The sequence below is a fragment of the Azospirillum sp. TSO35-2 genome (genome assembly GCF_003116095.1).
Lineage (GTDB): Bacteria > Pseudomonadota > Alphaproteobacteria > Azospirillales > Azospirillaceae > Azospirillum.
In genome coordinates, this window is record NZ_LGRA01000021.1 from 157,119 (window position 1) to 182,590 (window position 25,472).

Genomic DNA, 25,472 nt, shown 5'->3' on the forward strand with positions numbered 1-25,472 from the left:
CGACGGACTAGAGTGCCCCCATGGTGCAGCTCGACAATGATTGTTTCGCCTTTGGCGGCCCGATGATGGCTGTGGGACCGGCGCTGGCCTTGCTGATGCAGCGGGTCGGGCCGGTGACGGGTCGCGAGGAGGTGCCGCTGACCGCGGCGTTGGGCCGTGTTCTGGCCGACGACCTCGTGGCGCCGTTCAGCGTGCCGCCGCACGACAACGCGGCGGTGGACGGCTACGCCGTCTTCCATGACGACCTCGCCGCCGCCGGGCCGACAACGCTGCCGGTGACGGCGCGGGTCGCCGCCGGCCAGTCGCTCGGCCATCCGGCGGTGCGGGGGGAGGCGGTGCGCATCTTCACCGGGGCGCCGATGCCGGCCGGCATGGACACCGTCGTGATGCAGGAGGACTGCCGCAGCGACGGCGCGACCGTCACGCTGCCGCCCGGCATCCGCCGTGGCGTCAACCGCCGGCTGTCGGGCGAGGACGTGACCAAGGGATCGGTGGTGCTGGCCGCCGGGCGCCGGCTGCGGCCGGAGGACATCGGGCTGGCCGCGTCGCTCGGCTGGCGGACGCTGGCGGTGCGCACGCGGTTGCGGGTCGCCGTGTTCTCGACCGGCGACGAGTTGCGGGAACCGGGGGCGGCGCTCGATGCCGGTGCGGTCTATGACGCGAATCGCTTCACCCTGATCGCGCTGCTGGCTCGGCTCGGTTGCGCCGTCACCGACCTCGGCATCCTGCCCGACCGTGTCGAGGCGATCCGCGACGCGTTGGCCGCGGCGTCGGCCACCCATGACGCGCTGATCACCTCCGGCGGCATGTCGACCGGGGAGGAGGACCACGTCAAGCCGGCGGTGGAGGCCAACGGGCGGTTGGATTTCTGGCGCCTGGCGATCAAGCCCGGCCGGCCGGTGGCGTTGGGCCGCGTGCGCGACGCGGTGTTCGTCGGATTGCCCGGCAACCCGGTGGCGGTGGTGGTGACCTTCCTGCGCATCGCCCGTCCGATCCTGCTGCGGCTGATGGGGGCGGCGGACGAGACGCCGACGCCGATCCCGGTGCGCGCCGCCTTCACCCACAAGAAAAAACCCGACCGGCGCGAGTATCTGCGCGGGTCGCTGACGCGCGCCGCCGACGGCGGGCTGACGGTGACCAAATACCCGCGCGATGGGGCGGGCGTCCTGTCGTCGTTGGTCGACTCCGATGGACTGATCGAGCTGCCCGAGGATCTCGACTGTGTCGAGCCCGGCATGATGGTCGATTTCCTGTCCTTCAAAGAACTCCACTAGGAGATCCGGTGATGAAGATTCTCTATTTCGCCTGGCTGCGGAGCAAGATCGGCGTGCCGACCGAGACGGTCGATCTGCCGGCGGAGGTCACGACGGTCGGCGCGCTGGTTGACTGGCTGAAGACCCGCAGCCCCCGCCACGCCGAGGCGCTGGCCAACAGCAAGGTCGTCAAGGTGGCGGTCAACCAGGAGCATGTGCCCTACGATCACCCGCTGTCGGCGACCGACGAGGTGGCGCTGTTCCCGCCGGTGACGGGGGGCTGACGACATGACGATCCGCGTCCAGGCCGAGGATTTCGACGTCGGCGCCGAATATACCGCCTTCACGGCCGGCCGCACCTCGATCGGCGGGGTGACGCTGTTCGTTGGGCTGGTGCGCGACATCGCCGGTGGCGAGGCGGTCAGCGCCATGACGCTGGAGCATTATCCCGGCATGACCGAACGGCAGTTGGAGGCGATCGAGGCGGAGGCGCGGCGACGCTGGCCGCTGGACGATGTGCTGGTCATCCACCGCTATGGCCGGTTGGAGCCGGGCGACCAGATCGTGCTGGTCGCCACCGCGTCGGCACACCGCGACGCCGCCTTCGACAGCTGCCGGTTCCTGATCGACTGGCTGAAGACGAAGGCGCCCTTCTGGAAGCTGGAGGCCACCCCCGACGGTGAGCGCTGGGTCGAGGCGAAGGACAGCGACGATGCGGCCGCCGCGCGGTGGGCGGAATAGGGGTGTGTTGGGCTCGAAGCCGTGGCGTCGGGGGCAAGATCTCCACGGATGTCACGGATTACACGGATGCCGCCTCGCCATCGTGGCTGTTTTCCCACAAGGTCGGAGCGCCTCCAGGTTCAAAAAATCCGTTAAATCCGTGTCAATCCTGCCCGCTGATCCTGGACTGAACCCTGCAATCAGAACCTCTCACGCGTGGCCGGCCTCGCCCGACAGCATGGAGACGCTGACGCCCAGCTTGCCGATCGCGCGCTCCCACTTGGCATCAAGGTCGGTGTCGAACAGCAGTTGTTCGTCGCAGGGCACGTTCAGCCAGCCGTTGGCCTGGAATTCGGCGTCGAGTTGCCCGGGGCCCCAGCCGGCATAGCCCAGCAGCAGCAGGTTTCGACGCGGGCCGCGGTCCTCGGAAATCGCGCGCAGGATGTCGATGGTGGCGGTCAGCGCCACATCGTCGTTCACCACCAGCGTGCCGTCGCGGACATAGTCGGTCGAATGCAGGACGAAACCGCGGCCCGATTCCACCGGCCCGCCGTAATGGACCGGCAGGTTGTTGGCGGGCTGCGGGATGTTCATATCGAGCTGTTCCAGCAGATCCTCGAAGGTGATCGACCCGAACAGCCGGTTCACCACCAGCCCCATGGCCCCATCCTCGTTGTGGGCGCAGACGTAGATGACGGTGCGCTGGAAACGGGGATCTTCCATCCCGGGCATGGCAATCAGCAACTGGCCGGTCAGCGATTCCGTGGTCTTGGAGTCTGGAGACTTGGTCAGGCGCGGCATGGGCGGTTATCCTTGGTCGTCGGTCCGGATCAGGTGGCCTGTTCCGTCCGAACGTTCGGTTGTGGTTGGCGCTCTGGTGACGCTTTCACCCGAGTTTGACAGCACCGGCGGAGTTTTGTCACCTATATATGGGCTATATATATAGGGCGTCGGGACGCCGATGCGCCCCCTGCACGGAAGAGAACAGTGCGCGCGATGAAAAGACATGCCTCCTTCTTCCAGCGGCTGGCCGGGCTTGCCGTGGCCGGGCTGATTGGCGCGGCGTCTCCGGTTCTGGCTCAAGACGGCGCGCAGGACGGCGTCGGTGCCTGGGTGAAGGCCGGCCCGGTGGAGGCGCGGCTGGTCTCCGCCGTGCGCGCCGCCGGCGACTTGACGGCGCTGCCGCTGGGGCTGGAACTGCGGATGGAGCCGGGGTGGAAGACCTATTGGCGCTCCCCCGGTGACGCTGGATTCGCCCCGCGCCTGGACTGGAGCCGCTCGGCCAACCTCAAGGACGCTACGCTCGCCTATCCGGCACCGCATCGCTTTTCCGTTCTCGGGTTCGAAACGGCCGGCTACGACACTGCGGTGCTGTTCCCCGTCCAGGGCGTGCCGGCGGCACCGGGCCAGCCGGTCGGTCTGGCGCTGACCGCCGAACTGCTGGTCTGTTCGGAGATTTGCGTGCCGCAGACGCTGGATCTCGCGCTGGCGCTGCCCGCCGGTCCGGCCGACCCGTCGGGCTCGGCCAACGAGGTCGCCCGCGCCCAGGCGCTGGTGCCGAAGGGGCCGAACGGTCTGTTGCGCATCGATGCGGTGCGCGGTCGCGGCACCACGCTGGAGGTCGAGGCGACCGCCGCCGATGGCTTCGTCACCCCGGACGTTTTCGTCGAAACCGACCCGCCGCTGAGCTTCTCTGCGCCCAGGACGGTGTTTTCCGACAACGACCGCCATGTCCGCCTGACCCTGTCGGCGACCGACGCCCAGCCCGGCCTGGATCTCGCCGGTCGGCCGATGACGCTGACCCTGGTCGATGGCGACAAGGCGGTCGAGGCGCCGGCGACCGCGAGCGCGACCGCGAGCGCGGGCACCGCCGCCGCTGGGGCGCCGGCCGGTGCCGGGCTGCTGGCGATGCTGGGGGTGGCGCTGCTCGGCGGGCTGATCCTGAACCTGATGCCCTGCGTGCTGCCGGTGCTGTCGCTGAAGCTGTTGTCGGTGGTGAAGCATGGCGGGCGGGCGCCGGCCGCCGTGCGCGCCGGCTTCCTGGCGAGCGCGGCCGGCATCCTGACCTCGTTCCTGCTGATGGCGTCGGTGTTGGTGGCGGTCAAGGCGGCGGGCGGGGCGGTCGGCTGGGGCATCCAGTTCCAGCAGCCGCTGTTCCTGGTCTTCATGGTGGTGCTGGTCACCCTGTTCTCCGCCAACCTGTGGGGCCTGTTCGAGGTGCCGTTGCCGCGCGCGCTGGCCGACCGGCTGGGCGGGGAGGGGCTGGCCGGTCCGTTCGCCACCGGCGCCTTCGCCACCCTGCTCGCCACCCCCTGTTCGGCGCCGTTCCTGGGCACCGCGGTCGGCTTCGCGCTGGCCAAGGGGCCGCTGGAGGTGTTCGCCATCTTCGCCGCGCTGGGCGTCGGGCTGGCGCTGCCCTATCTGGCGGTGGCGGCCTGGCCGCGCATCGCCGCCTGGATGCCGCGTCCGGGACGCTGGATGGCGACGCTGCGGACCGTGATGGGCTTTGCCCTGATGGTGACGGCGCTGTGGCTGCTGTCGGTGCTGACCGCGCAGATCGGTGACGTCGCCGCGGCGACGGTCGGGCTGTTGATGGCGGCGCTGGTTCTGGCGCTGTGGCTGGGCCGTTACCTGCGCGTCGCGGGGCGGCGCGGCGGGCCGGTGCTGGCTGGTGGGTTGGCCGGCGTTCTGGCGCTTGCCGCCTTCGCCATGCCGGCGGCGGTCGGCCCCTCCGCCGGTGCGGCGCCGATGGTGAGCGAGGCCAAGGCGCGTTGGGTGCCCTTCGCCGAGTCGGCGATCCGCGACGATGTCGCCGCCGGCCGCACCGTCTTCGTCGACGTCACCGCCGACTGGTGCATCACCTGCCAAGCCAACAAGAAGCTGGTGCTGAATCGCGGCGACGTCGCCCAACGGCTGGAGGATCCGGCGGTGGTGGCGATGCGCGCCGACTGGACGCGGCCGGATGCGACGATCGCCCGCTTCCTGGCCGATCATGGCCGCTATGGCATTCCCTTCAACATCGTCTACGGGCCGGGCGCGCCGGACGGCATCGCGCTGCCGGAACTGCTGAGCGATGGCGCGGTGCTGGAGGCGCTGGCCAAGGCCGGCGGCCCCCGTTCATAGGCGTTCCATCCGCGGAGCGGAACAGGGGGCCGGCCGATCGTCGGCCCTCCTTGCGGCCAACGGTCGCGGGGTCTAGAAGGGAGACAGGGCCGCGCTCCGCCAAGAGGGTCCGGCCTTACCAAAAATGGAAGGGTTAGAGACGATGAGCATCCAGGTTGGCGACACCATTCCCTCCGTCACGCTGAAGTGGCTGACCGACAACGGCATGCAGGAGGTGACCACCGACGAGCTGTTCAAGGGCAAGACGGTGGTCCTGTTCTCCGTCCCCGGCGCCTTCACCCCGACCTGCTCCGCCAAGCATCTGCCGGGCTTTGTCCAGCAGGCCGACGCGCTGAAGGCCAAGGGCGTCGACAGCATCATCTGCCTCGCCGTCAACGACCCGTTCGTGATGCGCGCCTGGGGTGACAAGGGCGGCGTCGGCGACAAGGTCGCCATGCTGCCGGACGGCAACGCCACCTTCACCACGGCGCTGGGCCTGACGATGGACGGTTCGGGCTATGGCCTGGGCACCCGCGGCCAGCGCTTCGCCCTGGTCGCCAAGGACGGCAAGGTCACCCACGTCGCCGTCGAGGCCCCCGGTAAGTTCGAGGTGTCGTCGGCCGAGGCGGTTCTGGAAGCGCTGTAAGGATGCATCTCCCTCTCCCCATACCTTGTGGGGAGAGGGGCGTCGTTACGACCGCGCCCGCACGTCGGCGACGCCGCGACGGGCCAGTTCGTCGGCGCGTTCGTTTTCGGGGTGGCCGGCGTGGCCGCGGACCCAGTGGAACTCGATGCGGTGCTGCTTCTGCGCCGCGTCGAGCCGCTGCCAGAGATCGACGTTCTTCACCGGCTTGCGGTCGGCGGTGGTCCAGTTCTTGGCCTTCCAGCCATGGATCCACTTGGTGATGCCGTTTTTCACATACTCGCTGTCGGTGTAGAGATTGACCGTCACCGGCTTTTTCAACGCTTCCAGCGCCTGGATCGCCGCCATCAGTTCCATGCGGTTGTTGGTCGTCGCCGGCTCGCCGCCATACAGCTCCTTTTCCACCGCGCCGTAGCGCAGGATGGCGCCCCAGCCGCCGGGGCCGGGATTGCCGCTGCACGCGCCGTCGGTGAAGATGTCCACCGCCTTGGGGCCGGACTCGGCGGATGAAACCTCGGCGGAAGAAACGTCGTCGGTCATCGCCTCAGCTCTCCGCCACGTCGGAATCGTCCAGGAAATAGTCGCCAAGCCCGCGGACCGACTGGTGGAAGCGCAGCTTGCGCAGATACTCCAGCGGATCCTTCGGCCGGACGAAGGCGCCCGGCGGGTGGTTCAGCCAGTCATAGAGACGGGTCAGCAAAAAGCGCACGGCGCTGCCGCGGCACAGCCAGGGCAGGGCGTCCAGTTCCGCCCGCGACAGCGGCCGGACCCGGCGGTAGTGGCTCAGCAGCAGCCGTGCCTTGGTGGCGTTGAACGAGCCGTCGATCTCGAAGCACCAGGCGTTGATGCAGATCGCGACGTCGTAGACGAAGAAGTCGTTGCAGGCGAAGTAGAAGTCGATCAGCCCGGACAACTGGTCGCCGCGGAAGAAGACGTTGTCGGGGAACAGGTCGGCGTGGATGACGCCCGACGGCAGGCCGGCCGGCCAGTTGGCGTCCAGCGCCGCCAGTTCGTCTTCCAGGGTCGCGCGCAGCCCCGGCGCCACCTCGTCGGCGCGGTCGGCCGACTTGGCGAACAGATCCTTCCAGCCGGGCAGGGCGAGCGCGTTCGGCCGCTCCATGCGGAAATCGCCGACGGCCAGATGCAGGCGGGCCAGCGCCTCGCCCAACTGGGCGCAATGCTGCGGCGTGATGCGGCGCGGCCACATGCCGGCCAGGAAGGTGACGATCACCGCCGGGCGGCCGCACAACTCGCGCAGCGCCACCCCGTCCCGCCCGGCGACCGGCAGCGGGCAGGCGATGCCCTTGTCGGCCAGATGCTCCATCAGGCCGAGGAAGAAGGGCAGATCCTCCTTCCGCGTGCGCTTTTCGTAGAGCGTCAGAATGTAGGGTCCGCGTTCGGTCACCAGCAGGAAGTTGGAATTCTCCACCCCCTCCGCGATGCCCTTGCACGACAGCACCGCGCCCAGATCGTACTGGGCGGCGAAGGCGCTGAGATCCTCGTCGGTGACTTCGGTGTATACGGCCATGATGCCCAGCGCCTTACCGGGTTTCCGGCTGGCGGTCAACCGGGCGCCGCTCGATCTCCGGCGTGATCGGCTCGTAATACTCCGGCCCGAAGCCGGCCAGCCGCCGGCTGTCGATGTTGAAGGGCCGTTTCAGGCCGCCGCGAAAATGGCGCCCGACCAGTTCCTGCCACAGGGTCACCGGTTCCGCGCCGCGCTGGGCGCAGAGATGGACAAACCAGCGCCGGCCGGCGGCGACATGATGGATTTCCTCATCATGGATGGTCTGGAGCAGGTCGGCGCTCTCCGCGTCGCCGAAGTCGCGCAGGCGGCGGACGGTGTCGGGGGTGACGTCCAGCCCGCGCGCCTCCAGCACCATCGGCACCACCGCCAGCCGGGCGGCGACATCGTGCGCCGTCTCGGTCGCCGCCTGCCACAGCCCGTCATGGGCCGGCAGGTCGCCGTAGGAGGCGCCCAGCGCGTTCAGCCGGCTCTCCAGCATCTGGAAATGCCGCGCCTCGTCGTCCGCCACCTGGATCCAGTCGTCGGTGAAGCCCTGCGGCAGGCCGCAGCCGGCGAATCGGGCGACGAGGTCCCAGGCCAGATCGATGGCGTTCAGCTCGATGTGAGCCAGCGCGTGCAGCAACGCGACGCGGTTCTGCGCGCTGCCGCCGCGCCCGCGCTTGGGCATGTCGCGCGGCAGCTTCAGCTCCGGCCGGTCGGGACGTGCCGGGCGGTCGGGGGGCGGCACCGGCACGTCGGCCGACAGCCGGCCGTCGCGCCATGCCGCGGCGAACGCGTGGGTCAGGCGCACTTTTTCCAGCGGCGCCGCGGTGGTGAGAACCGCGGTCGCCGCGTCACCCAGGCACGAAACCGTCAACGTCATTTCCAGCCGTAGGCGACAAAATGCGGGTTCAGGATGTCGTCCTTGCCATAGACCAGCGGCGAGCCGTCCGGCTGTTCGACCCGGCCGCCGGCGCCGATCAGCACGGCGTGGCCGGCGGCGGTGTCCCACTCGCTGGTCGGACCGAAGCGCGGGTAGAGGTCGGCCTTGCCGCTCGCCACCGTGCAGAACTTCAGCGAGCTGCCGCAGGACACCCGGTCCTTCACCGTGAAGCGGGTCAGGAAATCGTCCAGCACCGAACCGCTGCCGTGCGAACGGCTGGCGACCACGGTCAGCCCGTCCGACGGCGGGTTGCGCACGGAAATCGGGTGGTCGTGCCGCCCCTCCGCGCAATGGACGGCGGTGCCGGGGCCGGCCGCGGCGTACAGGTCGCCGGTGGCCGGGGCGTAGACGACGCCCAGCACCGGGACGCCCTGCTCGATCAGCGCGATGTTGACGGTGAACTCGCCGTTGCGGGAGATGAATTCCTTGGTGCCGTCGAGCGGATCGACCAGCCAGAAACGCCCGCCGGAAATGTCGGGCTTCGGACCCACCGACATCGCCTCCTCCGCCACCACCGGGACGCCGGGCAACAGGTGGTGCAGCGCGGGAACGATCACCGCCTCCGCCGCCTGATCGGCCTGGGTGACCGGGCTGCCATCCACCTTGGTAGCGACGTCGATGCCATCGTTGTAGAAGCGCAGGATGACCTGACCGGCTTCATGAGCGATCGTGCGGACCGTCGGCAGCAGGCGCGCCACAGCGGCGTCGGGCATGGGGTAGTCTCCCTATGGTATGAAGAGTCAGCATAGCCTGCCCAACGGGCGGCTGAAAGCTCTTGAACGGCTTGTGGAATGGAGAAGGCGGATGACGGTGGGGATTGTGGCGGATCGGACAGCATCGCGCGCGCTATGGCGTGCTATGACCGAGGCCGATCTCGACCGGGTGCTGGCCATCGCCGACATCGTGCATCCGGCCTATCCGGAGGAGCGTAGCGTCTTTGAAGAGCGGCTGGCGCTGTACCCCGCCGGCTGCCGGCTGGCCGAGCGCGACGGGATTGCCATCGGCTACGGCGTCATGCATCCCGGCCGCCTGGGCGCGCCGCCGCCGCTCGACACGCCGCTGGGCGCGCTGCCGGCCGATGCAAACTGCCTCTACCTGCACGACATTGCGCTGCTGCCCGAATCCCGCGGGTCGGGGCTGGGCGCCGCGGTGCTGGAGCATGCCCACGCGCTGGCGGCGCGGCAGGGATGGGGTTGGCTGGCGCTGACCTCGACCCCGGGTGCGCGGAGCTATTGGGACCGCGCCGGCTTCACGCCCTTTGAGGCCGGCGACCCGGCGCTGGCGGCCAAGTTGGCGAGCTATGGCGGCGGCATGAGCTACATGACGGCGCCGGTGAGGGCGCGATAAGACCTCAGGCCGCCAGCGCCGCCAACTCCGGCTCGGTCACCAACGTCTGGAAGGCCGGCTTGGCGAACAGATAGCCCTGCATCAGCGTGACGCCCAGGTCGCGCAGGGTCTTCGCCTCGTCGGCGGTTTCCACCCCTTCGGCGACCGGGGTGATGTCCAGATCCTCGCACACCGCCAGGATGCCCTTGACGATGCTGCGGCGCGCCCGCTCGCGGTCGATGTTGCGGGTCAACTCCATGTCCAGCTTGATGATGTCGGGCTGGAATTCCGCCAGCAGGTTCAGGCCGGAATAGCCCGAACCGAAATCGTCGATGGCGGTCTGGAAGCCCTGGCGCTTGTATTCGTTGAAGATGCTCTTCAGATGGTCATGGTCGACGACCCGCTCGTTCTCCGTCACCTCGAAGATGATGCGGTCGGTGGGGAAGCCGGTGCGCCGCGCGGCGGCCAGCGTCGCCTGGATGCAGGCCTCCGCCTTGTAGACGGCGTTGGGCAGGAAGTTGATCGACAGGCGGGCGCCGTCCATCGGCAGGCCGGAGGCCAGTTCGATCGCCTTGATCCGGCAGGACTGGTCGAAGGCGTAGCGGGTGGCATCGGTCACCTGGCCCAGCACCCAGCCGGCTCCCTGGCCCTGCGTGCCGCGGACCAGCGCCTCATGCGCCCAGACGGTCCCGCCGGCCACGTCGACGATCGGCTGGAACGCCATCGTGAAATCGAGTTCGAACCGCTCGGCGCACCGTCCGCCGCACCCGCCATCGCCAAACGCCATCGCCCCCTCGCCCGTCATGCACGCCGATCATCACCCGAAGGTGGGCAGCGCCGCCACAGGTTTAATCCGACGGAGGTGTGACAAGAGCCACACCTCCGTCCAGGGCGTTTCGCCTATGCCCCTGCCGGGGCCTGGACAACGGTCAATCCGCCGCCATCCGGCCTTCGGCGTGGCGGATTGCCGCCCACACCGATTCCGGGGTCGCCGGCATGTCGATGTGGGTGATGCCGAGGTCGGACAGCGCGTCGACCAGCGCGTTGATGATGGCCGGCGGCGCGCCGATCGCCCCGGCCTCGCCGGCGCCTTTCATGCCCAGCATGTTGGTGGTGCTCGGCACGCTGTTCAGCTTGACCTCGATCGGCGGCATGTCGACCGCGCGCGGCATCTGGTAGTCCATGAAGGAACCGGACAGCAGCTGGCCGTTGTCGGGATCGAAGACCACCCGTTCCTGCAACGCCTGCCCCAGCCCCTGGGCGACGCCGCCGTGGATCTGGCCGATCACCAGCATCGGGTTGACGACGGTGCCGAAATCGTCGACGACGGTGTAGCGCAGCACGTCGACCACGCCGGTGGCCGGATCGACCTCCACCTCCGCGATGTGGCAGCCGTTGGGGAAGGTGCTGGCCGGCGGGGTCCAGCGCGCCACCTCGGAGAAGGCGAGCCCATCCGCCCCGGCCGGCTTGTCGGCCGCCGCCTTGGCCGCGACCTCCTTCAGCGTGACGGCGCGGTCGGTGCCGACGACGGTGAAGCGGCCGTCGGCGAACTCCACGTCGACCTCCGCCGTTTCCAGCAGGTCGGCGGCGACGGCGGTCGCGGTCTTCACCACCATCGCCGCTCCCTCCGCCAGCGCCGATCCGCCGACCGGCACGGAGCGGGAGCCGCCGGTCCCGGCGCCCCAGGTGACGCGGTCGGTGTCACCCTGCACGACCTCGACATCCTCCGGCGGGACGCCCAGACGGTCGGCCAGGATCTGCTTGTAGGCGGTCTCGTGCCCCTGGCCGTTGGTCTGGGTGCCGATCAGCAGCACGACCTTGCCGTCGCCGTTGACCTGCACCGTCGCCTGCTCCGGCCCGCCGCCCGAGCAGGCCTCGATGTAGGTGGACAGGCCGGCGCCGCGCAGCTTGCCGCGCGCCCGGGCCTCCGCCTTGCGGGCGGGCAGGCCGGCCATGTCGGCCAGGACCAGACCGTCCTCCAGATTCTGCACGAACTCGCCGGTGTCGTAGACCTGCCCCATCGGGGTGGCGTAGGGCATGGCGGTGGGCGGGATGAAGTTGCGCCGCCGGATCTCCGCCGGGCCCAGTCCGGTGACGCGCCCGGCATGGTCGATCAGCCGTTCCAGCAGATAGGCGGCCTCGGGACGGCCGGCGCCGCGGTAGGCGTCGACCGGCTGGGTGTTGGTGAAGACGCCCTTCACCCGCACATAGACCGCCGGCGTCCGGTAGGAGCCGACCAGCATCGCCGACCCGGCGTCGGTCGGGATGAAGGGGCCGTAGTTCGACAGGTAGGCGCCCAGGTTGGCGACGGTGTCGACGCGCAGCCCCAGGAAACGGCCGTCGGCGTCCAGCGCCAGCCGCGCCTTGCTGACATGGTCGCGGCCGTGGTCGTCGCTGACGAAGCCCTCGGTCCGGTCGGCGGCCCACTTCACCGCGCGGTTCAGCCGGCGGGCGGCGAACAGGCAGGCGACATATTCCGGGTAGTTGAACAGCTTCATGCCGAAGCCGCCGCCGACGTCGGTGGTCAGCACGCGGATGCGCTCGTCCGGCTCGTTCAGCATCTTGGCGAACTGCTTCTGCAGGCCGTGGACGCCCTGGCTGGTCACATAGATCAGCAGCCGGCCCGGCCCGCCGTCCGCCCCGGCCTCGACCCCGGCGACGCAGGCGCGCCCCTCCATCGGGTTGGCGACGACGCGGTTGTTGACGATCTCCAGCTCAACCACGCGGGCGGCGCCGGCCAGCGCGGCCTCCACCGCCGCCTCGTCGCCGGTGTCCCAGTCGAAGCAGAGGTTGTTGGGCGCCTCGTCCCACACCAGCGGCCGGCCGGGCTCCAGCGCGTCCATCGTGCCGGTGACCGGCTCGCGGTCCTCATAGTCGACCATCACCAGTTCGGCCGCGTCGCGGGCGGCGTCCAGCGTCTCCGCCACCACGATGGCGACCGGGTCGCCGACATGGCGGACGAAGCCCTTCGCCAGCGCCGGGCGCGGCGTGCGGACGTAGCGGGAGCCGTCGCGCTGCTTCAGCACCGCCTGGCAGGGGATCATCCCGACCTGCTCGGCGTCGAGGTCGGCCACCGTGTAGACCGCCAGCACGCCCGGCTGGGCCAGGGCATCGGCCGTGTCGATGGCGCCGATGGCGGCGAAGGCATGGGGTGAGCGGACGAAGGCCGCGTAGGCCTGTCCGGGCAGCGACACGTCGTCGGTGTAGCGGCCGCCGCCAGTCAGCAGCCGAGCGTCCTCGGTGCGCGGAACCGCCTGTCCGATGCCGAACTTCATGGGTGAACTCCCGCCTTGCCGGTTCGAAGCTTGTTGTGCCCCGCGAAGATAGGCCGGCTGACGCGCCAGGGAAACCCCACCGGGCGGCATGGGTGACGCTTGTTTGCTGCAACGACTGTCGGAACGGCCAACCGTCCTGCCGAAGCGGGTGGCGCCGGTGCGGCGGAGGGCCCATACTCAGGGGCATGTGTGGACGCATGCTTCTCACCACCCCGGTCAATGAAATCCAGCGCGTGTTCGGCGTCCCGGAACGGCCGAACCTGAAGGAGCGCTGGAACGTCGCCCCGACCCAGGACATCCCGGCCATCCGCCGCGAAGAGGATGGGCGGCATCTGGCGCTGCTGCGCTGGGGGCTGGTGCCGCCCTGGGCCGACGATCCGTCGATCGGCGGGCGGATGATCAACGCCCGCGGCGAATCGGTGGCTGACAAGCCGGCCTTCCGCGACGCCTTCCGCAAGCGCCGCTGCCTGATCCCGCTCGACGGATTCTACGAATGGACCAGCGTGGGGGAGGGGGCGAGGCCGCGCAAGCAGGGGCACGTCATCCGCCGCCGCGACCGCAGCCTGTTCGCGCTGGCCGGCCTGTGGGAGCGCTGGCGCGGGCCGAAGAGCGGGCCGCCGCTCGACCATCCGCTGGAAACCGCGACGGTCGTCACCACCGGCACCAACGCCACCCTGTCGTTCCTGCACGACCGCATGCCGGTGGTGCTCGATCCGGCGGACTGGGACGCTTGGCTCGACCCGGCGACGCCGCTGCCGGTGGTGGAGGGCCTGATCCGGTCGGCGCCGGAGGATTGGCTGGACGCGGTGCCGGTGGGGCCGCGGGTGAACAGCGTGCGCAACGACGACGCCTCCTGCCTCGACCCGCCGTCGGACGCCGTGGAGCGGAAAAAGCCCGATGACCAGCCGCGCCTGTTCTAGGGCCGCGCTGGCGCTGGCGCTGTGTCTGGCGGTCGCGGCCCCGGCGGCGGCCCCGGTGGCGGCGCAGACCAAGCAGGCGGCCAAGGGGCGCGGCCCGATCGCCAACACGCCGGACCAGACCATCAAGGGCTCGGCGATGGCGGTGGAGGGCGACCTGCTGACCGTCAACGGTACGGCGGTGCGGCTGATGGGCATCGATGCCCCCGATCCCGGTCAGAAGTGCAAGAACCGCTATGGCCACGAGCTGGACTGCTTCAAGGTCGCCACCGCCGTGCTCGCCAACATGGTGAAGGACGAGGAGGTGACCTGCACCATCACCGAACAGGACCGCACCGGCGAGAAGAAGGGCGAATGCCGGGTGCGTGGGGTCGATCTGGGGGCGGCGATGGTGGCGCGCGGCTGGGCCTTCCAGTACGCCAGCCTCTCCCCTGCCTATCAGAAGGGCGAGGCCTACGCCCAGAGCAAGAAGATGGGGCTGTGGGCCGGGCAGGTGGAAAAGCCCTGGCAATGGCGGTCGCGGCGGATCCGCGAAACGGCGCGGTGATACCGCCAGGCCCCCAAGGATGCTGACCGTCGGTTCACGGTGCATCCGTCCCCGGCACCCCCCATTTCCCATTCGCCACTTTTGTCCGCCGTGGTAGGATTCGGGCGCGACCGACGACCATTTCGACATAGCGACGCGGTTCCCGCGGGGGTGCTTCCAGACGGTTGGCTCCCTCGGGGCAACTCCCATCGGGGAGCGGAGTCACGGGCATGCTCGTTTACGAATGCGAAGTTTTCGACATTGTGCCGGTGCTGCGCCGCTACGCGCGCGCCCTGTGCGGAACGACCGACCGCGGCGACGCGCTGGTGACCCGGTGCGTCGAGGCGGCGGTGATGGCGCCGTCGCGCTTCGGGCTGGACCGGGGCGAGGGCGCGCGCCTGCCGCTCTACGCCCTGCTGAACCTGCTGTTCGACCGCTCGACCGAGGCGGATGGCCCGCCGGGCCGGCCGCTGCCCTCGCCGCATCCGATCGAACGCGCGCTTGCCGAATTGCCGGAGCCCGACCGCCGGCTCTACCTGCTGACCGCGCTGGAAGGGTTGAGCCTGCCGCAAGCGGCGAAGGTGCTGCAACTCCCGCGGGCCGCGGCGGTCGACCGGCTGAAGGCGGCCCGGGCGCATGTGCGCGCCGCGATGGTGCAGCGGGTGATGGTGGTGGAGGACAACGCCCTGCTGGCGATGGAACTGGGCGAGCTGGTCGCCGACATGGGCCATGTCGTCTGTGGCACCGCCGGCAACGAGCTGGAGGCGCTGGCCCTGCTGAAGGCGGAAAAGCCGACGCTGGCGCTGCTCGACGTCCGTCTGGCCGACGGCGGCAGCGGGATCGAGCTTGCCCGGCGGCTGAAGCGTGTCCGCGACCTGCGCACCATCTTCGTCACCGCCTTTGACGGTGACATCCACGCGCGGGACGCCCGGCACCTGGGCCAGATCGTGCGGAAGCCCTTCACCAACGCCGGAATCCAGGCTGCCATTTCCCGGGCGATCTTCATGCCGCAGCCGGTGGCGCTCGCCTGACCCGGTCTTTTTTCAACAGGACGTAAAAAAGGGACCGCCCAGCGGAGTGGCGGTCCCTTCTGCACTGCTGCACGGCTTCGGTGCAAGCCGGCCTTGTCGCTGCCGTTACACCGTCGTACGGCGGCCGACGATCATCCGGTAGATGGCGAGGATGACGATGGCGCCGACGATGGCGCCGATGAATCCGGCCCCTTCACCCGGCCGATACCAGCCGACCGCGGCCCCCAGATAGGTGGCGACGAAGGCACCGGCGATGCCCAGCAGGGTGGTGATGATGAAGCCGCCCGGATCGCGACCCGGCATCAGGAACTTGGCGACGATGCCGGCGAGAAACCCGATGATGATCGTCCAGAGAATGCCCATGGTTGTTTTCCCTTCCGTTGCGGGACCGTCTTCCCATGCCCAATAACGGGCAAAACCGCGTTTGGTTCTGTTGGCCGGCGGATCTTTTGGCCCCAAGGAACTTTTCGGGGTGCCCCCATGTTGTCGGCTGCACGTGATCGCTGTCGCGCGTCCGGCGCCGACGCGGTCATCCAGCACGCCCCACCCGGGCCGTACTGCAATAATGTTGGGAGAACCCGCATGACCAAGACCTTTGTTTTCACCGCGATGGGCGCGGTTCTGTTGTCGACCACCGCGATGGCGCAGGTGGGCGGCGCGACGACGCCCCAGGCCGGGTCGAGCTACACGCTGGGCGCGTCGTCCGGTTCGACGACCATCCCGCCGCTGAGCGCGCCGGCGCGCGGCCTGCCGGTCACCGACACGCCGCAGGGCGGCAAGGTCGTGGTGCTGGGCGAGGGCATCGGCGCCCGTCAGGCGGCCGAGCAGCGGCGGATGGAACAGCAGATGACCACCGGCATCGCCGGCTCCAGCGCCGGTGTGGCCGGTTCGGAGATGAGCGGCAGCGGCATGGCCGCGCAGGACCGCAACGCCCGCATGGCCCCGGTCGCCAGCGCCGCCGACTTCGTGAACCGCGCCGCGCAGAGCGACCTGTTCGAGATCGCGTCGAGCCGCATGGCGGTGGATCGCTCGACCAGCGAGCCGGTGCGCCAGTTCGCCCGCCACATGATCATGGACCACACCACCACCAGCGAACTGGTCAAGACCCAGGCCCGTGCCAGCGGCCTGGAGCCGCCGGCCCAGCCCGACCTGGACCAGCAGCAGAAGCTGACCCAACTGCAGGGCCTGCGCGGCGCCGCCTTCGACCGCACTTACGTCAACCAGCAGGTGATGGCGCACCGCGAGGCGGTCGACCTCTACCAGACCGTCGCCAGCAGCACCGATCCGGATCTGCAGCCCTACCGCAGCCTTGCCCAGCAGACCTTGCCGAAGCTGCAGCAGCATCTGAGCGACATCCAGGCGATCGCGGCCAGCGCACCGATGGCCAGCGCCCGCTGACGGATCCCGGTCCGTGCTTGAAAGACCGGGCCTTCCTTGAAACGGCAACGGCCCCGCACCGCTCCCCAACCGGGGGCGGATGCGGGGCCGTTGCCGTGTGGCCGGGCGCGCCGGTCAGCGCAGGGCGCGGATGTTGGCGGCGTAGTGCTCCGGACCGCCGGTGAAGGTGGCGGTGCCGGCGACCAGCACATCAGCGCCGGCCTCCACCGCCAGCCGGGCGGTCTCCGGATTGATGCCGCCGTCGATCTCAAGGTCGATCGGCTTGCCGATGGCGTCGATGCGGGCGCGCAGGTCGCGGATCTTCGGCAGTTGGCTCATGATGAAGCTCTGGCCGCCGAAGCCGGGGTTGACCGTCATCACCAGCACCAGGTCGATGTCCTCCAGCACATGCTGGATCGCGTCCACCGGCGTCGCCGGGTTCAGCGAGACGCCGGCCTTCTTGCCCAGCGACTTGATCAGCTGGATCGTCCGGTGCAGGTGCGGCCCCGCCTCCGGATGGACGGTGATGATGTCGGCGCCGGCCTTGGCGAACTCGGTCACGAAGGCGTCGACCGGGGAGATCATCAGGTGGACGTCGAAGACCTTCGCCGTGTGCGGCCGCAGCGCCTTCACCACGCCCGGGCCGATGGTGATGTTGGGCACGAAATGGCCGTCCATCACGTCGATGTGGATGTAGTCGGCGCCGGCGGCGTCAACCGCGCGGACCTCCTCGCCCAGCCGGGCGAAATCGGCGGAGAGAATCGAGGGGGAGATTTTGACGGCGCGCATGGCAAGCTTTCCTGGATGAAAAATCGGGAAACACGGGCGATTCGCGACCCTCCTTATCACGCCGCAGCCTGCCGAGTCATGACGCGAAGTGGCCGTGGCCGGCCGCCGGGCCGGGCCAAACCAGCGTGAACCGGGCGTTTCCGCTTTACCGCATCTGCGAAGCGCTGTATCCGTTGAGATATAGGTTGAACCGCAAGCAGGTCGGAGGGGCGATGTTCGGTTTCCGTATGGGCGTGCGCGGACAGGGGGTTGCGCGGGCCGTGTCGGTGCTGGTGGTCGGCCTTGGCCTGACGCTGGCGGTGACCCCGGCGGCGATGGCGCAGGACCCGCTGGTCCTGGCTGCGGCATCGACCAAGAACGCGGTGGAGAAGCTGGCAGCCCAGTTCAAGGCGAAGACCGGCGCGTCGATCACCGCATCCTTCGCCGCGTCCTCCGCGCTGGCCAAGCAGATCGAGAACGGCGCGCCGGCCGACATCTTCATCTCGGCCGATCTCGACTGGATGGATTACTTGCAGACGCGCAACCTGATCAAACCGGGAAGCCGCGTCAACCTGCTCGGCAACGATCTGGTGGTGGTTGCGCCCAAGGGGTCCAGCCTGAAGCCCGACCTGTCCAAGGGCGGCCGGCTGGCCGAACAGCTCGGCGACGGCCGTCTGGCCACCGGCGACCCGTCGAACGTCCCGGTCGGGAAGTACGCTCGCAAGGCGCTGGAGTCGCTCGGCCAATGGCAGGCGGTCGAACCGAAGCTGGCGCGGGCGGACAGCGTGCGCGCCGCGCTGGTGCTGGTCAGCCGCGGCGAAGCGCCGCTGGGCATCGTCTACCGCACCGACGCGGCGATCGACCCGGGGGTGGAGGTGGTCGCGACCTTCCCGCCGGACAGCTATCCGCCGGTCGTCTATCCGGCGGCGCTGACCGCGACGTCGACGAGCGGCCCGGCCGCCGCCTTCCTCGACTACATCAAGTCGCCGGACGGCATGGCGGTGTGGAAGGAATTCGGCTTCGTTCCGGCGCCCAACTCGCCGTAAGCTGGGCGGCATGGACATCCTGACGCCGATGGAAACCACCGCGTTGCTGCTGAGCCTGCGTGTCGCCGGGGTGGCCATCGCGTTGGGGTTGCCGGTCGCCGTGGTCGCCGCCTGGATCCTCGGGCGTTATTCCTTTCCGGGAAAGACGCTGGTCGACGGCTTGGTGCATCTGCCGCTGGTTCTGCCGCCGGTGGTGACCGGCTACATCCTGCTGGTGACGATGGGCACCAAGGGGGTGATCGGCGGCTGGCTGTACCACACGTTGGGCATCAAGCTGATCTTCACCGCGGAAGGGGCGTCGCTGGCGGTCGCCGTCACCTCCTTCCCGCTGATGGTGCGGGCGATCCGCCTGTCGGTCGAGGCGATCGACGGTGGGCTGGAGGCGGCGGCGCGCACGCTGGGCGCCGGGCCGGTCGACCGCTTCTTCACCATCCTGCTGCCGCTGATGGCGCCCGGCCTGCTGTCCGGCGCCATCGTCGCCTTTGCCGCGGCGATGGGCGAGTTCGGCGCCGTCATCACCTTCGTGTCGAACATTCCCGGCCAGACCCAGACCCTGCCGCTGGCGATCTACGCCGCGACGCAGGAGCCGGGCGGTGACGCGGTGGCGGCGCGGCTGGCCACCATTTCCTTCGCGGTGGCGCTGGTGGCGCTGACGCTGTCGGAGGTGCTGGCAAGCCGGGTCCGCCGGCTGATCGGCCAAACCTGAGCCCCGGGGACACGACCGCCATGCTGGACCTGTCGATCCGCCAGACGTTGGGCGCCTTCACCCTCGACATCGCTTTCACCGCCGAGGAGGCGGGCGTGACCGCGCTGTTCGGCCGGTCGGGGTCGGGCAAGACCTCCGTCATCAACGCCATCGCCGGGCTGACCCGTCCGGATTCCGGGCGCATCCGCGTCGGCGACACCGTCTTCTTCGACAGCGCACGGCGCATCGATGTGCCGGTGGAAAAGCGGCGGGTCGGCTATGTCTTTCAGGATTCGCGGCTTTTCCCGCACATGACCGTGCGCGGCAACCTGGACTATGGGCTGCGCCGGGTTCCCGCCGGGGATCGGCGCATCGCCTTCGGCCCGGTGGTGGATCTGCTGGGACTGGCGCCTCTGCTCGACCGCCGGCCGCGCGGGCTGTCCGGCGGCGAGAAGCAGCGCGTCGCCGTCGGCCGGGCGCTGCTGGCGCAGCCGCGCCTGCTGCTGATGGACGAGCCGATGGCGTCGCTCGACGCCGCCCGCAAGGCGGAGATCATGCCTTACATCGAGCGGCTGCGCGACGAGATGGCAATCCCCATCGTCCTGGTCAGCCACGCGCTGGACGAGGTGGTGCGGCTCGCCACCACCATGGTGCTGATTGGGGAGGGCAGGGTGCGCGCCGTCGGGCCGGTCGGTACGGTGATGGGCCGGCTCGACCTGTCGGCGGCGACCGGGGCGCAGGACGCCGGCGCGGTGCTGGACCTGACGGTGGAACGCCAGGAGGAGGCCGACGGGCTGACTGTGCTCGCCTTCGACGGTGGCCGGCTGACAGTGCCGCGGGTCGACCGGCCGCCGGGCGCGGCGGTCCGCCTGCACATCCACGCCCGCGACGTCATCGTGGCGCTTCAGGCGCCGACCGGGGTCAGCGTCCGCAACGCCCTGCCGGCGCGGGTGGTGGAGGTTGCCGAGTCCGGCCCCTCCTCTGCCGACGTGCGCATGGCGGTCGGCGGGTCCTTCCTGATCGCCCGCATCACGCGGGCCGCGGTGCGCGAACTGGGCTTGGCGCCTGGGCGTCCGGTGGTGGCGCTGGTCAAGGGCATCGCCTTCGAACCGGAATCCGGCAACGGCGGCGGAACGGGCCGGGGCCGTGTCGTGGATGTCTGAGCCCCGACACGGCCCCTGGTCCGTCGTCTATGCCGCGGTCGCCTTACTGACCGCCGGACGGGGTCGCCGTTCCGGTGCTGGCGCCACCGCCGGCCGAGCCGCCGGCGGTCGCCCCACCGGGCACCGTCGCGCCGCCGGTCGATTCGCGGCTGTTGCCCATGGTCGTGCCGCCGGAGGTGCCGCCCGCCGTGCCGGCGTTTCCACCGCCCACACTGGTCGACGGCGTGCTGGTGGTGGCCCCGCTGCTGGTGGTCGGGTGCGAGTCGGTCGCCGCGTTGGAGTTCTTGGCGTTCTGTTCGTCGCAGGCCGCCAAGCCCAGAAGCAGGGCGGGCAGGGCCGCGATCAGAAGCTTGCTGCGCATGGAGTGTCTCTCCTTAGCCATGGGTCGCATGGGTGGGTCGGTCATCGCCGGGGCGGGATGCCTCCGGGGGATGCACGGTGACGCACGGTCGTCGCGTGGTCCTGCCGACGCCATGATGACCCAAACACGCCACAACCGTTTTTCATTCCCAGACCCGATAGGACTATGCCGGGTGGTGGTAGGCCGGGCGGACAGGCCCCGCGGGGGTGGTGCCGGCGAGGCAGTCCCAATCCGCTGCCGCTCCGACCGCCGTCATTTTCACGGAACGTTTCGGCAACTTGTGCCGAAGAACTCATCGGTACCCATTACTGGGTTGCGCAAACATCACGAAGCTTTCGCGACGTGTCTGTTCCACTTTTTTCGTTTGACCGGCGGAAAGTCGCTGTGATTCCATCCTCGCACCATGACCATGATCGCCGACATCACCGACAGCCTCGCCCGCGCCGCCAAAAGCGCGCTCCGCCAAGCCATCATGCCGGCGCTGTGCGCCTGCGTGGTCGCCTACTTCGCCTACTACGCGGTCCACGGCGACCGCGGACTGGTGGCGATGAAGCAGATGCAGGGGGAGATCGCCCAGACCGAAGAGGTGCTGACCCAGTTGCGCACCGAGCGCGAGGATATGGAGCGCCGCGCCCAGTTGCTGCGCGCCGACGGGCTGGACCGTGACATGCTGGAAGAGCGGGCGCGGCTGATGCTGAACTTCTCCAATCCCCGCGACGTGATCGTGAAGCTGCCCAAAATCGCCGACCAGGAAGGGGCGGTCCCGCAGAAGTAAGGGGGAAATCAGCAGATTAACCGAAAGGCGGTTAATCGCGAATTTGCCATCAAAAACAGGTATTTGCGCGGGCCCGCAAGCTCGTGTACTGTGCGCGCCATATTCGCTTCCGGTGCGGGATCACTCATGCCCGCAACGCGTGGCGGCAACGGCTGTCTTAAGGCTGTTGCCGCGTGAACCCTGGGGAGGAATCATGGCCGCGTCCCGACGCCGTCCGACCAAGGCGCAGACCGACACCGCGCCCGCTGCTCAAGCCGTCTCTTCCGAAGAACTTCTTCACTATTACCGCGAGATGCTGCTGATCCGCCGCTTCGAAGAGAAGGCGGGCCAGCTCTACGGCATGGGCCTGATCGGCGGCTTCTGCCATCTATACATCGGCCAGGAAGCCGTCGTCGTCGGCGTGCAGGCCGCGCTGAACGAGGGCGACAGCGTCATCACCAGCTACCGTGACCACGGCCACATGCTGGCCTGCGGCATGGACGCCAAGGGCGTGATGGCCGAGCTGACCGGGCGCCGCGGGGGCTACTCCAAGGGCAAGGGCGGCTCGATGCACATGTTCAGCCGCGAGAAGAACTTCTACGGCGGCCACGGCATCGTCGGCGGGCAGGTTCCGCTCGGCACCGGTCTGGCCTTCGCGCACAAGTACGCCAAGGACGGCGGCATTGCGGCCGTCTATTGCGGCGACGGCGCCATCAACCAGGGCCAGGTGTACGAGAGCTTCAACATGGCGGCGCTGTGGAAGCTGCCGGTGCTGTTCGTCATCGAGAACAACAAGTACGCCATGGGCACTTCGCAGGAGCGCGCCTCGGCCGGCGAACTGCACCAGCGCGGCGCCGCCTACGGCATTCCGGGCTATCAGGTCAACGGCATGGACGTGCTGGACGTGAAGGCCGCGTCCGACCAGTGGGTGAAGTACATCCGCGAGGGCAACGGCCCGGTCATCCTGGAGATGAAGACCTACCGCTACCGCGGCCACTCGATGTCCGATCCGGCCAAGTACCGGACGAAGGAAGAGGTCGAGAAGATGCGGTCGGAGTCCGATCCCATCGACCAGCTGAAGTCGAAGCTTCTGGCCGGCGGCCATGCCGACGAGGACAAGCTGAAGGAGATCGATCGCGCGGTGAAGGCGATCGTCACCGAATCGGCCGAGTTCGCGCAGCAGAGCCCCGAGCCCGATCCGGCGGAGCTGTGGACCGACATTCTCGTCGAATCCTGACATCAACGATAAGCGGGAGCGGCGCCTGTGGGCCGGTTGACCCTGAGAAGGGTAACCGATCGCCCCGCGCCGCCGGAGGTTGAGGAATGCCGATCGAAGTGCTGATGCCGGCCCTGTCGCCCACCATGACCGAGGGCAAGCTGGCGAAATGGATCAAGAAGGAAGGCGACGCGGTGAAGTCCGGCGACGTGCTCGCCGAGATCGAAACCGACAAGGCCACCATGGAAGTCGAGGCGGTCGATGAAGGCCGCGTCGGCAAGATCCTGGTGCCGGAAGGCACCGACAACGTCGCGGTGAACACCCCGATCGCCATCCTCCTGGAGGAGGGCGAGGACGAGAGCGCGCTGTCGAAGGGTGGCAACGCCCCGACCACCGCCGCGCCGGCCGCCGTTGCCCCGGCCCCGGTGGCGGATGCTGCTCCGGCCCCGGCTCCGACCGTGCCGGCCGCCCCGGTGGCAGCGCCGGCGTCCGACGAGGACAAGTTCTTCGCCAAGACGGTGAAGAAGACGGTCCGCGAAGCCCTGCGCGACGCCATGGCCGAGGAAATGCGCCGTGACGCGAAGGTCTTCGTCATGGGCGAGGAGGTCGCGCAGTACCAGGGCGCCTACAAGGTGACCCAGGGCCTGCTGCAGGAGTTCGGCGAGGATCGCGTGATCGACACGCCGATCACCGAGATCGGCTTCGCCGGTCTGGGCGTCGGCGCCTCCTTCAAGGGGCTGAAGCCGATCGTCGAGTTCATGACCTTCAACTTCGCCATGCAGGCGATCGACCACATCATCAACTCGGCCGCCAAGACGCTCTACATGTCCGGCGGCCAGATGGGCAGCCCCATCGTGTTCCGCGGCCCGAACGGCGCCGCGGCCCGCGTGGCCGCCCAGCATTCGCAGTGCTACGCCTCGTGGTACGCGCATTGCCCGGGCCTGAAGGTCATCGCGCCGTGGTCGGCGTCCGACGCCAAGGGCCTGCTGAAGGCGGCGATCCGCGACCCCAACCCGGTCGTCTTCCTTGAAAACGAAATCCTCTACGGCCAGAGCTTCGAAGTGCCGGAAGACGAGGAGTTCGTGCTGCCGATCGGCAAGGCGAAGATCGAGCGTCCGGGCAAGGACGTGACCATCACCGCCTTCTCGATCATGGTCGGCCACGCGCTGGCCGCCGCCGAGATCCTGGCCAAGGAAGGCATCGACGCGGAGGTCATCAACCTGCGCACGATCCGTCCGCTGGACACCGCCACCATCGTCAACAGCGTCAAGAAGACCAACCGCCTCGTCTCCGTCGAGGAGGGCTGGCCCTTCGCCGGCATCGGGTCGGAGCTGTGCGCGCTGATGATGGAGCAGGCCTTCGACCACCTCGACGCGCCGGTGGCGCGCGTGGCCGGTCTGGACGTGCCGATGCCCTACGCCGCCAACCTGGAAAAGCTGGCGCTGCCGCAGGTCGATCACATCGTCCAGGCCGCCAAGCAAGCCTGCTACCGCTGAGAGGAGGGCTGATAGGATGACCGTTCAGATTCTGATGCCCGCCCTCTCGCCCACGATGACCGAGGGCAACCTCGCCAAGTGGCTGAAGAAGGAAGGCGACACGGTGAAGTCCGGCGACGTGCTCGCCGAGATCGAAACCGACAAGGCCACCATGGAAGTCGAGGCGGTCGATGAAGGCCGCATCGGCAAGATCCTGATCCCGGCCGGCAGCCAGGGCGTCGCGGTGAACACCCCGATCGCCATCCTGCTGGAAGAGGGCGAGGACGACAGCGCGCTGTCGGCCGCCGCCGCTCCCGCTCCGGCCGCTGCCCCGGCGGCGGCCCCGGCTCCCGCGGCGGCTCCGGCCGCTTCGGCGCCCGCCGCTTCCCCGGCTCCGGCCGCCGCTCCGGCGGCGGCGTCCGGTGACCGCGTGTTCGCCAGCCCGCTGGCGCGCCGCATCGCCGAACAGGCCGGCGTCGACCTGAAGACCGTCAAGGGCACCGGCCCGAACGGCCGCATCGTCAAGGCCGACGTCGAGGCCGCCAAGGCCGCCGGCCCGGCCAAGCCGGCGCCCGCTGCCGCCGCTGCTGCTCCGGCCGCAGCCTCGGCGCCCGCCGCCGCTCCCGCTCCGGCCGCCAAGCCGGCGGAGGGCATCGACGCCAAGGGCCTCGCCGACAAGCTGGGCATGGCCTACACCGCCGTGCCGAACAGTGGCATGCGCAAGACCATCGCCAAGCGTCTGGGCGAGGTGAAGCGCACGGTTCCCGACTATTTCCTGACGGTGGATGTCGAGATCGACGCGCTGATGAAGGTGCGTGCCGAGCTGAACGGCCGGTCCGACGCCTACAAGCTGTCGGTGAACGACTTCATCATCCGCGCCGTCGCGCTGGCGCTGAAGAAGGTCCCGGCGATCAACGCGTCCTGGACCGACGAGGCGATGCTGAACTACCGCCACGCCGACGTCTCGGTGGCGGTGGCGACCCCGACCGGCCTGATCACGCCGATCGTCAAGAAGGCGGAAACCAAGGGTCTGGCCGAAATCTCCAACGAGATGAAGGCGCTGGCCAAGAAGGCGCGCGACAACGCGCTGAAGCCGGAAGAGTACCAGGGCGGCACCATCTCCATCTCCAACCTGGGCATGATGGGGATCAAGCAGTTCCAGGCGATCATCAACCCGCCGCAGGCCTGCATCCTGGCGGTCGGTGCCAGCGAGCAGCGCCCGGTGGTGAAGGACGGAGCGCTGGCCATCGCCACGGTGATGAGCCTGACCGGCACCTTCGATCACCGCGTCGCCGATGGCGCGGTCGGTGCGGAATTCCTTGCGGCGGTGAAGAAGCTGCTTGAGGATCCGCTCTCGATGCTGCTCTGACGGTCGAGAGGATCC

The 25,472-nt window shown here is 69.3% G+C and carries 27 protein-coding genes; 17 read left to right on the top strand and 10 right to left on the bottom strand.

The window, feature by feature from the left end; all coding sequences use genetic code 11:
• The first annotated feature begins 20 nt into the window (after nucleotides 1-20).
• The 3 genes from glp to moaE are packed head-to-tail and all read left to right on the top strand — an operon-like array spanning nucleotide 21 to nucleotide 1,994.
• Nucleotides 21-1,274, top strand: a complete 1,254-nt coding sequence (gene glp, locus TSO352_RS16925) for a gephyrin-like molybdotransferase Glp (RefSeq protein ID WP_109108495.1) — start codon at nucleotides 21-23, stop codon at nucleotides 1,272-1,274.
• A gap of 11 nt (nucleotides 1,275-1,285) precedes the next feature.
• Complete coding sequence (moaD, locus tag TSO352_RS16930) at nucleotides 1,286-1,537, top strand: molybdopterin converting factor subunit 1 (RefSeq protein WP_109108496.1); 252 nt, start codon at nucleotides 1,286-1,288, stop codon at nucleotides 1,535-1,537.
• A gap of 4 nt (nucleotides 1,538-1,541) precedes the next feature.
• Nucleotides 1,542-1,994, top strand: coding sequence for a molybdopterin synthase catalytic subunit MoaE (gene moaE / locus TSO352_RS16935; RefSeq protein ID WP_109108497.1), 453 nt, complete (start codon nucleotides 1,542-1,544; stop codon nucleotides 1,992-1,994).
• Between the two features lie 189 nt (nucleotides 1,995-2,183).
• Here moaE and TSO352_RS16940 read toward each other — a convergent pair whose 3' ends face one another.
• Nucleotides 2,184-2,774 carry a YqgE/AlgH family protein gene (locus TSO352_RS16940; protein ID WP_109108498.1) on the bottom strand — a complete coding sequence of 197 codons (591 nt, stop codon included), beginning with the start codon at nucleotides 2,772-2,774 and terminating at the stop codon, nucleotides 2,184-2,186.
• Nucleotides 2,775-2,969: 195 nt separating this feature from the next.
• Here TSO352_RS16940 and TSO352_RS16945 point away from each other — a divergent pair, with 195 nt between their 5' ends.
• The gene (locus TSO352_RS16945) at nucleotides 2,970-5,096 is read left to right on the top strand and encodes a protein-disulfide reductase DsbD domain-containing protein (RefSeq protein ID WP_109108499.1); all 2,127 of its coding nucleotides are present in this window, start codon (nucleotides 2,970-2,972) and stop codon (nucleotides 5,094-5,096) included.
• Nucleotides 5,097-5,238: 142 nt separating this feature from the next.
• Entirely contained in the window at nucleotides 5,239-5,721 is a 483-nt protein-coding gene (locus tag TSO352_RS16950) for a peroxiredoxin (protein ID WP_109108500.1), read from the top strand.
• A 45-nt stretch (nucleotides 5,722-5,766) separates the two neighbouring features.
• Here the strand turns inward: TSO352_RS16950 and rnhA are convergent, their stop codons facing one another.
• Genes rnhA through cysQ form a run of 4 tightly spaced genes read right to left on the bottom strand, consistent with a single transcriptional unit; the run spans nucleotide 5,767 to nucleotide 8,881 of the window.
• Nucleotides 5,767-6,258 (bottom strand): ribonuclease HI, encoded by a 492-nt coding sequence (rnhA, locus tag TSO352_RS16955; protein ID WP_109108501.1) that lies wholly within the window; start codon nucleotides 6,256-6,258, stop codon nucleotides 5,767-5,769.
• A gap of 4 nt (nucleotides 6,259-6,262) precedes the next feature.
• Nucleotides 6,263-7,246 carry a homoserine kinase gene (locus TSO352_RS16960; RefSeq protein WP_109108502.1) on the bottom strand — a complete coding sequence of 328 codons (984 nt, stop codon included), beginning with the start codon at nucleotides 7,244-7,246 and terminating at the stop codon, nucleotides 6,263-6,265.
• A 13-nt stretch (nucleotides 7,247-7,259) separates the two neighbouring features.
• Entirely contained in the window at nucleotides 7,260-8,108 is an 849-nt protein-coding gene (locus tag TSO352_RS16965; protein ID WP_109108503.1) for a ferritin-like domain-containing protein, read from the bottom strand.
• Nucleotides 8,105-8,881, bottom strand: a complete 777-nt coding sequence (cysQ, locus tag TSO352_RS16970; RefSeq protein ID WP_109108504.1) for a 3'(2'),5'-bisphosphate nucleotidase CysQ — start codon at nucleotides 8,879-8,881, stop codon at nucleotides 8,105-8,107. The genes TSO352_RS16965 and cysQ overlap by 4 nt, the downstream gene beginning before the upstream one ends.
• A gap of 145 nt (nucleotides 8,882-9,026) precedes the next feature.
• Here cysQ and TSO352_RS16975 point away from each other — a divergent pair, with 145 nt between their 5' ends.
• Nucleotides 9,027-9,515 (top strand): GNAT family N-acetyltransferase, encoded by a 489-nt coding sequence (locus TSO352_RS16975; protein ID WP_247872209.1) that lies wholly within the window; start codon nucleotides 9,027-9,029, stop codon nucleotides 9,513-9,515.
• Nucleotides 9,516-9,519: 4 nt separating this feature from the next.
• Here TSO352_RS16975 and TSO352_RS16980 read toward each other — a convergent pair whose 3' ends face one another.
• Together TSO352_RS16980 and TSO352_RS16985 are read right to left on the bottom strand one after the other, a co-directional pair.
• Nucleotides 9,520-10,281, bottom strand: coding sequence for an EAL domain-containing protein (locus TSO352_RS16980; RefSeq protein ID WP_109110694.1), 762 nt, complete (start codon nucleotides 10,279-10,281; stop codon nucleotides 9,520-9,522).
• Between the two features lie 142 nt (nucleotides 10,282-10,423).
• Nucleotides 10,424-12,769, bottom strand: coding sequence for a xanthine dehydrogenase family protein molybdopterin-binding subunit (locus tag TSO352_RS16985; RefSeq protein WP_109108506.1), 2,346 nt, complete (start codon nucleotides 12,767-12,769; stop codon nucleotides 10,424-10,426).
• Nucleotides 12,770-12,966: 197 nt separating this feature from the next.
• Between TSO352_RS16985 and TSO352_RS16990 the strand changes: the two genes are divergently transcribed.
• The 3 genes from TSO352_RS16990 (at nucleotide 12,967) to TSO352_RS17000 (ending at nucleotide 15,243) form a co-directional block, all read left to right on the top strand.
• The gene (locus tag TSO352_RS16990) at nucleotides 12,967-13,689 is read left to right on the top strand and encodes an SOS response-associated peptidase (protein ID WP_109108507.1); all 723 of its coding nucleotides are present in this window, start codon (nucleotides 12,967-12,969) and stop codon (nucleotides 13,687-13,689) included.
• On the top strand, nucleotides 13,667-14,233 hold the full coding sequence (locus tag TSO352_RS16995; RefSeq protein ID WP_109108508.1) for a thermonuclease family protein: 567 nt from the start codon (nucleotides 13,667-13,669) through the stop codon (nucleotides 14,231-14,233). The genes TSO352_RS16990 and TSO352_RS16995 overlap by 23 nt, the downstream gene beginning before the upstream one ends.
• A gap of 209 nt (nucleotides 14,234-14,442) precedes the next feature.
• Nucleotides 14,443-15,243 carry a response regulator gene (locus tag TSO352_RS17000; protein ID WP_109108509.1) on the top strand — a complete coding sequence of 267 codons (801 nt, stop codon included), beginning with the start codon at nucleotides 14,443-14,445 and terminating at the stop codon, nucleotides 15,241-15,243.
• Between the two features lie 105 nt (nucleotides 15,244-15,348).
• Here TSO352_RS17000 and TSO352_RS17005 read toward each other — a convergent pair whose 3' ends face one another.
• A complete protein-coding gene (locus tag TSO352_RS17005) occupies nucleotides 15,349-15,606 on the bottom strand; it encodes a GlsB/YeaQ/YmgE family stress response membrane protein (RefSeq protein WP_109108510.1) in 258 nt (85 codons plus the stop codon).
• Between the two features lie 219 nt (nucleotides 15,607-15,825).
• On the opposite strand from TSO352_RS17005, the gene TSO352_RS17010 reads away from it, so the two are divergent.
• On the top strand, nucleotides 15,826-16,641 hold the full coding sequence (locus TSO352_RS17010; RefSeq protein WP_158284600.1) for a DUF4142 domain-containing protein: 816 nt from the start codon (nucleotides 15,826-15,828) through the stop codon (nucleotides 16,639-16,641).
• Between the two features lie 114 nt (nucleotides 16,642-16,755).
• Here the strand turns inward: TSO352_RS17010 and rpe are convergent, their stop codons facing one another.
• Nucleotides 16,756-17,409: a ribulose-phosphate 3-epimerase gene (gene rpe / locus TSO352_RS17015; protein ID WP_109108512.1), complete on the bottom strand. Its 654-nt coding sequence runs from the start codon at nucleotides 17,407-17,409 to the stop codon at nucleotides 16,756-16,758.
• Nucleotides 17,410-17,621: 212 nt separating this feature from the next.
• Here rpe and modA point away from each other — a divergent pair, with 212 nt between their 5' ends.
• The 3 genes from modA to modC are packed head-to-tail and all read left to right on the top strand — an operon-like array spanning nucleotide 17,622 to nucleotide 20,282.
• A complete protein-coding gene (gene modA / locus TSO352_RS17020) occupies nucleotides 17,622-18,434 on the top strand; it encodes a molybdate ABC transporter substrate-binding protein (RefSeq protein ID WP_109108513.1) in 813 nt (270 codons plus the stop codon).
• Nucleotides 18,435-18,444: 10 nt separating this feature from the next.
• Nucleotides 18,445-19,140: a molybdate ABC transporter permease subunit gene (gene modB, locus TSO352_RS17025; protein ID WP_109108514.1), complete on the top strand. Its 696-nt coding sequence runs from the start codon at nucleotides 18,445-18,447 to the stop codon at nucleotides 19,138-19,140.
• Nucleotides 19,141-19,160: 20 nt separating this feature from the next.
• The gene (gene modC / locus TSO352_RS17030) at nucleotides 19,161-20,282 is read left to right on the top strand and encodes a molybdenum ABC transporter ATP-binding protein (RefSeq protein ID WP_109108515.1); all 1,122 of its coding nucleotides are present in this window, start codon (nucleotides 19,161-19,163) and stop codon (nucleotides 20,280-20,282) included.
• 43 nt (nucleotides 20,283-20,325) lie between these two features.
• Here the strand turns inward: modC and TSO352_RS33260 are convergent, their stop codons facing one another.
• Nucleotides 20,326-20,643 carry a hypothetical protein gene (locus tag TSO352_RS33260; RefSeq protein WP_158284601.1) on the bottom strand — a complete coding sequence of 106 codons (318 nt, stop codon included), beginning with the start codon at nucleotides 20,641-20,643 and terminating at the stop codon, nucleotides 20,326-20,328.
• Between the two features lie 403 nt (nucleotides 20,644-21,046).
• Here TSO352_RS33260 and TSO352_RS17040 point away from each other — a divergent pair, with 403 nt between their 5' ends.
• The 4 genes from TSO352_RS17040 (at nucleotide 21,047) to TSO352_RS17055 (ending at nucleotide 25,457) form a co-directional block, all read left to right on the top strand.
• Nucleotides 21,047-21,418 carry a septum formation initiator family protein gene (locus TSO352_RS17040; protein ID WP_199231643.1) on the top strand — a complete coding sequence of 124 codons (372 nt, stop codon included), beginning with the start codon at nucleotides 21,047-21,049 and terminating at the stop codon, nucleotides 21,416-21,418.
• Nucleotides 21,419-21,611: 193 nt separating this feature from the next.
• Nucleotides 21,612-22,634, top strand: coding sequence for a pyruvate dehydrogenase (acetyl-transferring) E1 component subunit alpha (pdhA, locus tag TSO352_RS17045; protein ID WP_109108517.1), 1,023 nt, complete (start codon nucleotides 21,612-21,614; stop codon nucleotides 22,632-22,634).
• An 86-nt stretch (nucleotides 22,635-22,720) separates the two neighbouring features.
• Nucleotides 22,721-24,109 (top strand): pyruvate dehydrogenase complex E1 component subunit beta, encoded by a 1,389-nt coding sequence (locus tag TSO352_RS17050; protein ID WP_109108518.1) that lies wholly within the window; start codon nucleotides 22,721-22,723, stop codon nucleotides 24,107-24,109.
• 16 nt (nucleotides 24,110-24,125) lie between these two features.
• The gene (locus TSO352_RS17055; RefSeq protein ID WP_109108519.1) at nucleotides 24,126-25,457 is read left to right on the top strand and encodes a pyruvate dehydrogenase complex dihydrolipoamide acetyltransferase; all 1,332 of its coding nucleotides are present in this window, start codon (nucleotides 24,126-24,128) and stop codon (nucleotides 25,455-25,457) included.
• The last annotated feature ends 15 nt before the right edge of the window (nucleotides 25,458-25,472 follow it).

Excerpts from the sequence above, each read along its gene's own strand:
- TSO352_RS33260 (WP_158284601.1), bottom strand. The coding sequence starts at position 20,643 with ATGCGCAGCAAGCTTCTGATCGCGGCCCTGCCCGCCCTGCTTCTGGGC.
- TSO352_RS16945 (WP_109108499.1), top strand. The coding sequence starts at position 2,970 with ATGAAAAGACATGCCTCCTTCTTCCAGCGGCTGGCCGGGCTTGCCGTG.
- TSO352_RS17000 (WP_109108509.1), top strand. The coding sequence starts at position 14,443 with ATGCTCGTTTACGAATGCGAAGTTTTCGACATTGTGCCGGTGCTGCGC.
- glp (WP_109108495.1), top strand. The coding sequence starts at position 21 with ATGGTGCAGCTCGACAATGATTGTTTCGCCTTTGGCGGCCCGATGATG.
- TSO352_RS17055 (WP_109108519.1), top strand. The coding sequence starts at position 24,126 with ATGACCGTTCAGATTCTGATGCCCGCCCTCTCGCCCACGATGACCGAG.
- TSO352_RS16975 (WP_247872209.1), top strand. The coding sequence starts at position 9,027 with ATGACCGAGGCCGATCTCGACCGGGTGCTGGCCATCGCCGACATCGTG.
- modC (WP_109108515.1), top strand. The coding sequence starts at position 19,161 with ATGCTGGACCTGTCGATCCGCCAGACGTTGGGCGCCTTCACCCTCGAC.
- TSO352_RS17040 (WP_199231643.1), top strand. The coding sequence starts at position 21,047 with ATGACCATGATCGCCGACATCACCGACAGCCTCGCCCGCGCCGCCAAA.
- TSO352_RS17010 (WP_158284600.1), top strand. The coding sequence starts at position 15,826 with ATGACCAAGACCTTTGTTTTCACCGCGATGGGCGCGGTTCTGTTGTCG.
- rpe (WP_109108512.1), bottom strand. The coding sequence starts at position 17,409 with ATGCGCGCCGTCAAAATCTCCCCCTCGATTCTCTCCGCCGATTTCGCC.
- TSO352_RS16985 (WP_109108506.1), bottom strand. The coding sequence starts at position 12,769 with ATGAAGTTCGGCATCGGACAGGCGGTTCCGCGCACCGAGGACGCTCGG.
- TSO352_RS16965 (WP_109108503.1), bottom strand. The coding sequence starts at position 8,108 with ATGACGTTGACGGTTTCGTGCCTGGGTGACGCGGCGACCGCGGTTCTC.
- TSO352_RS16990 (WP_109108507.1), top strand. The coding sequence starts at position 12,967 with ATGCTTCTCACCACCCCGGTCAATGAAATCCAGCGCGTGTTCGGCGTC.
- moaD (WP_109108496.1), top strand. The coding sequence starts at position 1,286 with ATGAAGATTCTCTATTTCGCCTGGCTGCGGAGCAAGATCGGCGTGCCG.
- TSO352_RS16950 (WP_109108500.1), top strand. The coding sequence starts at position 5,239 with ATGAGCATCCAGGTTGGCGACACCATTCCCTCCGTCACGCTGAAGTGG.
- rnhA (WP_109108501.1), bottom strand. The coding sequence starts at position 6,258 with ATGACCGACGACGTTTCTTCCGCCGAGGTTTCATCCGCCGAGTCCGGC.
- TSO352_RS16960 (WP_109108502.1), bottom strand. The coding sequence starts at position 7,246 with ATGGCCGTATACACCGAAGTCACCGACGAGGATCTCAGCGCCTTCGCC.
- modA (WP_109108513.1), top strand. The coding sequence starts at position 17,622 with ATGTTCGGTTTCCGTATGGGCGTGCGCGGACAGGGGGTTGCGCGGGCC.
- TSO352_RS16940 (WP_109108498.1), bottom strand. The coding sequence starts at position 2,774 with ATGCCGCGCCTGACCAAGTCTCCAGACTCCAAGACCACGGAATCGCTG.
- TSO352_RS17050 (WP_109108518.1), top strand. The coding sequence starts at position 22,721 with ATGCCGATCGAAGTGCTGATGCCGGCCCTGTCGCCCACCATGACCGAG.
- pdhA (WP_109108517.1), top strand. The coding sequence starts at position 21,612 with ATGGCCGCGTCCCGACGCCGTCCGACCAAGGCGCAGACCGACACCGCG.
- TSO352_RS16980 (WP_109110694.1), bottom strand. The coding sequence starts at position 10,281 with ATGGCGTTTGGCGATGGCGGGTGCGGCGGACGGTGCGCCGAGCGGTTC.
- moaE (WP_109108497.1), top strand. The coding sequence starts at position 1,542 with ATGACGATCCGCGTCCAGGCCGAGGATTTCGACGTCGGCGCCGAATAT.
- modB (WP_109108514.1), top strand. The coding sequence starts at position 18,445 with ATGGACATCCTGACGCCGATGGAAACCACCGCGTTGCTGCTGAGCCTG.
- cysQ (WP_109108504.1), bottom strand. The coding sequence starts at position 8,881 with ATGCCCGACGCCGCTGTGGCGCGCCTGCTGCCGACGGTCCGCACGATC.
- TSO352_RS17005 (WP_109108510.1), bottom strand. The coding sequence starts at position 15,606 with ATGGGCATTCTCTGGACGATCATCATCGGGTTTCTCGCCGGCATCGTC.
- TSO352_RS16995 (WP_109108508.1), top strand. The coding sequence starts at position 13,667 with ATGACCAGCCGCGCCTGTTCTAGGGCCGCGCTGGCGCTGGCGCTGTGT.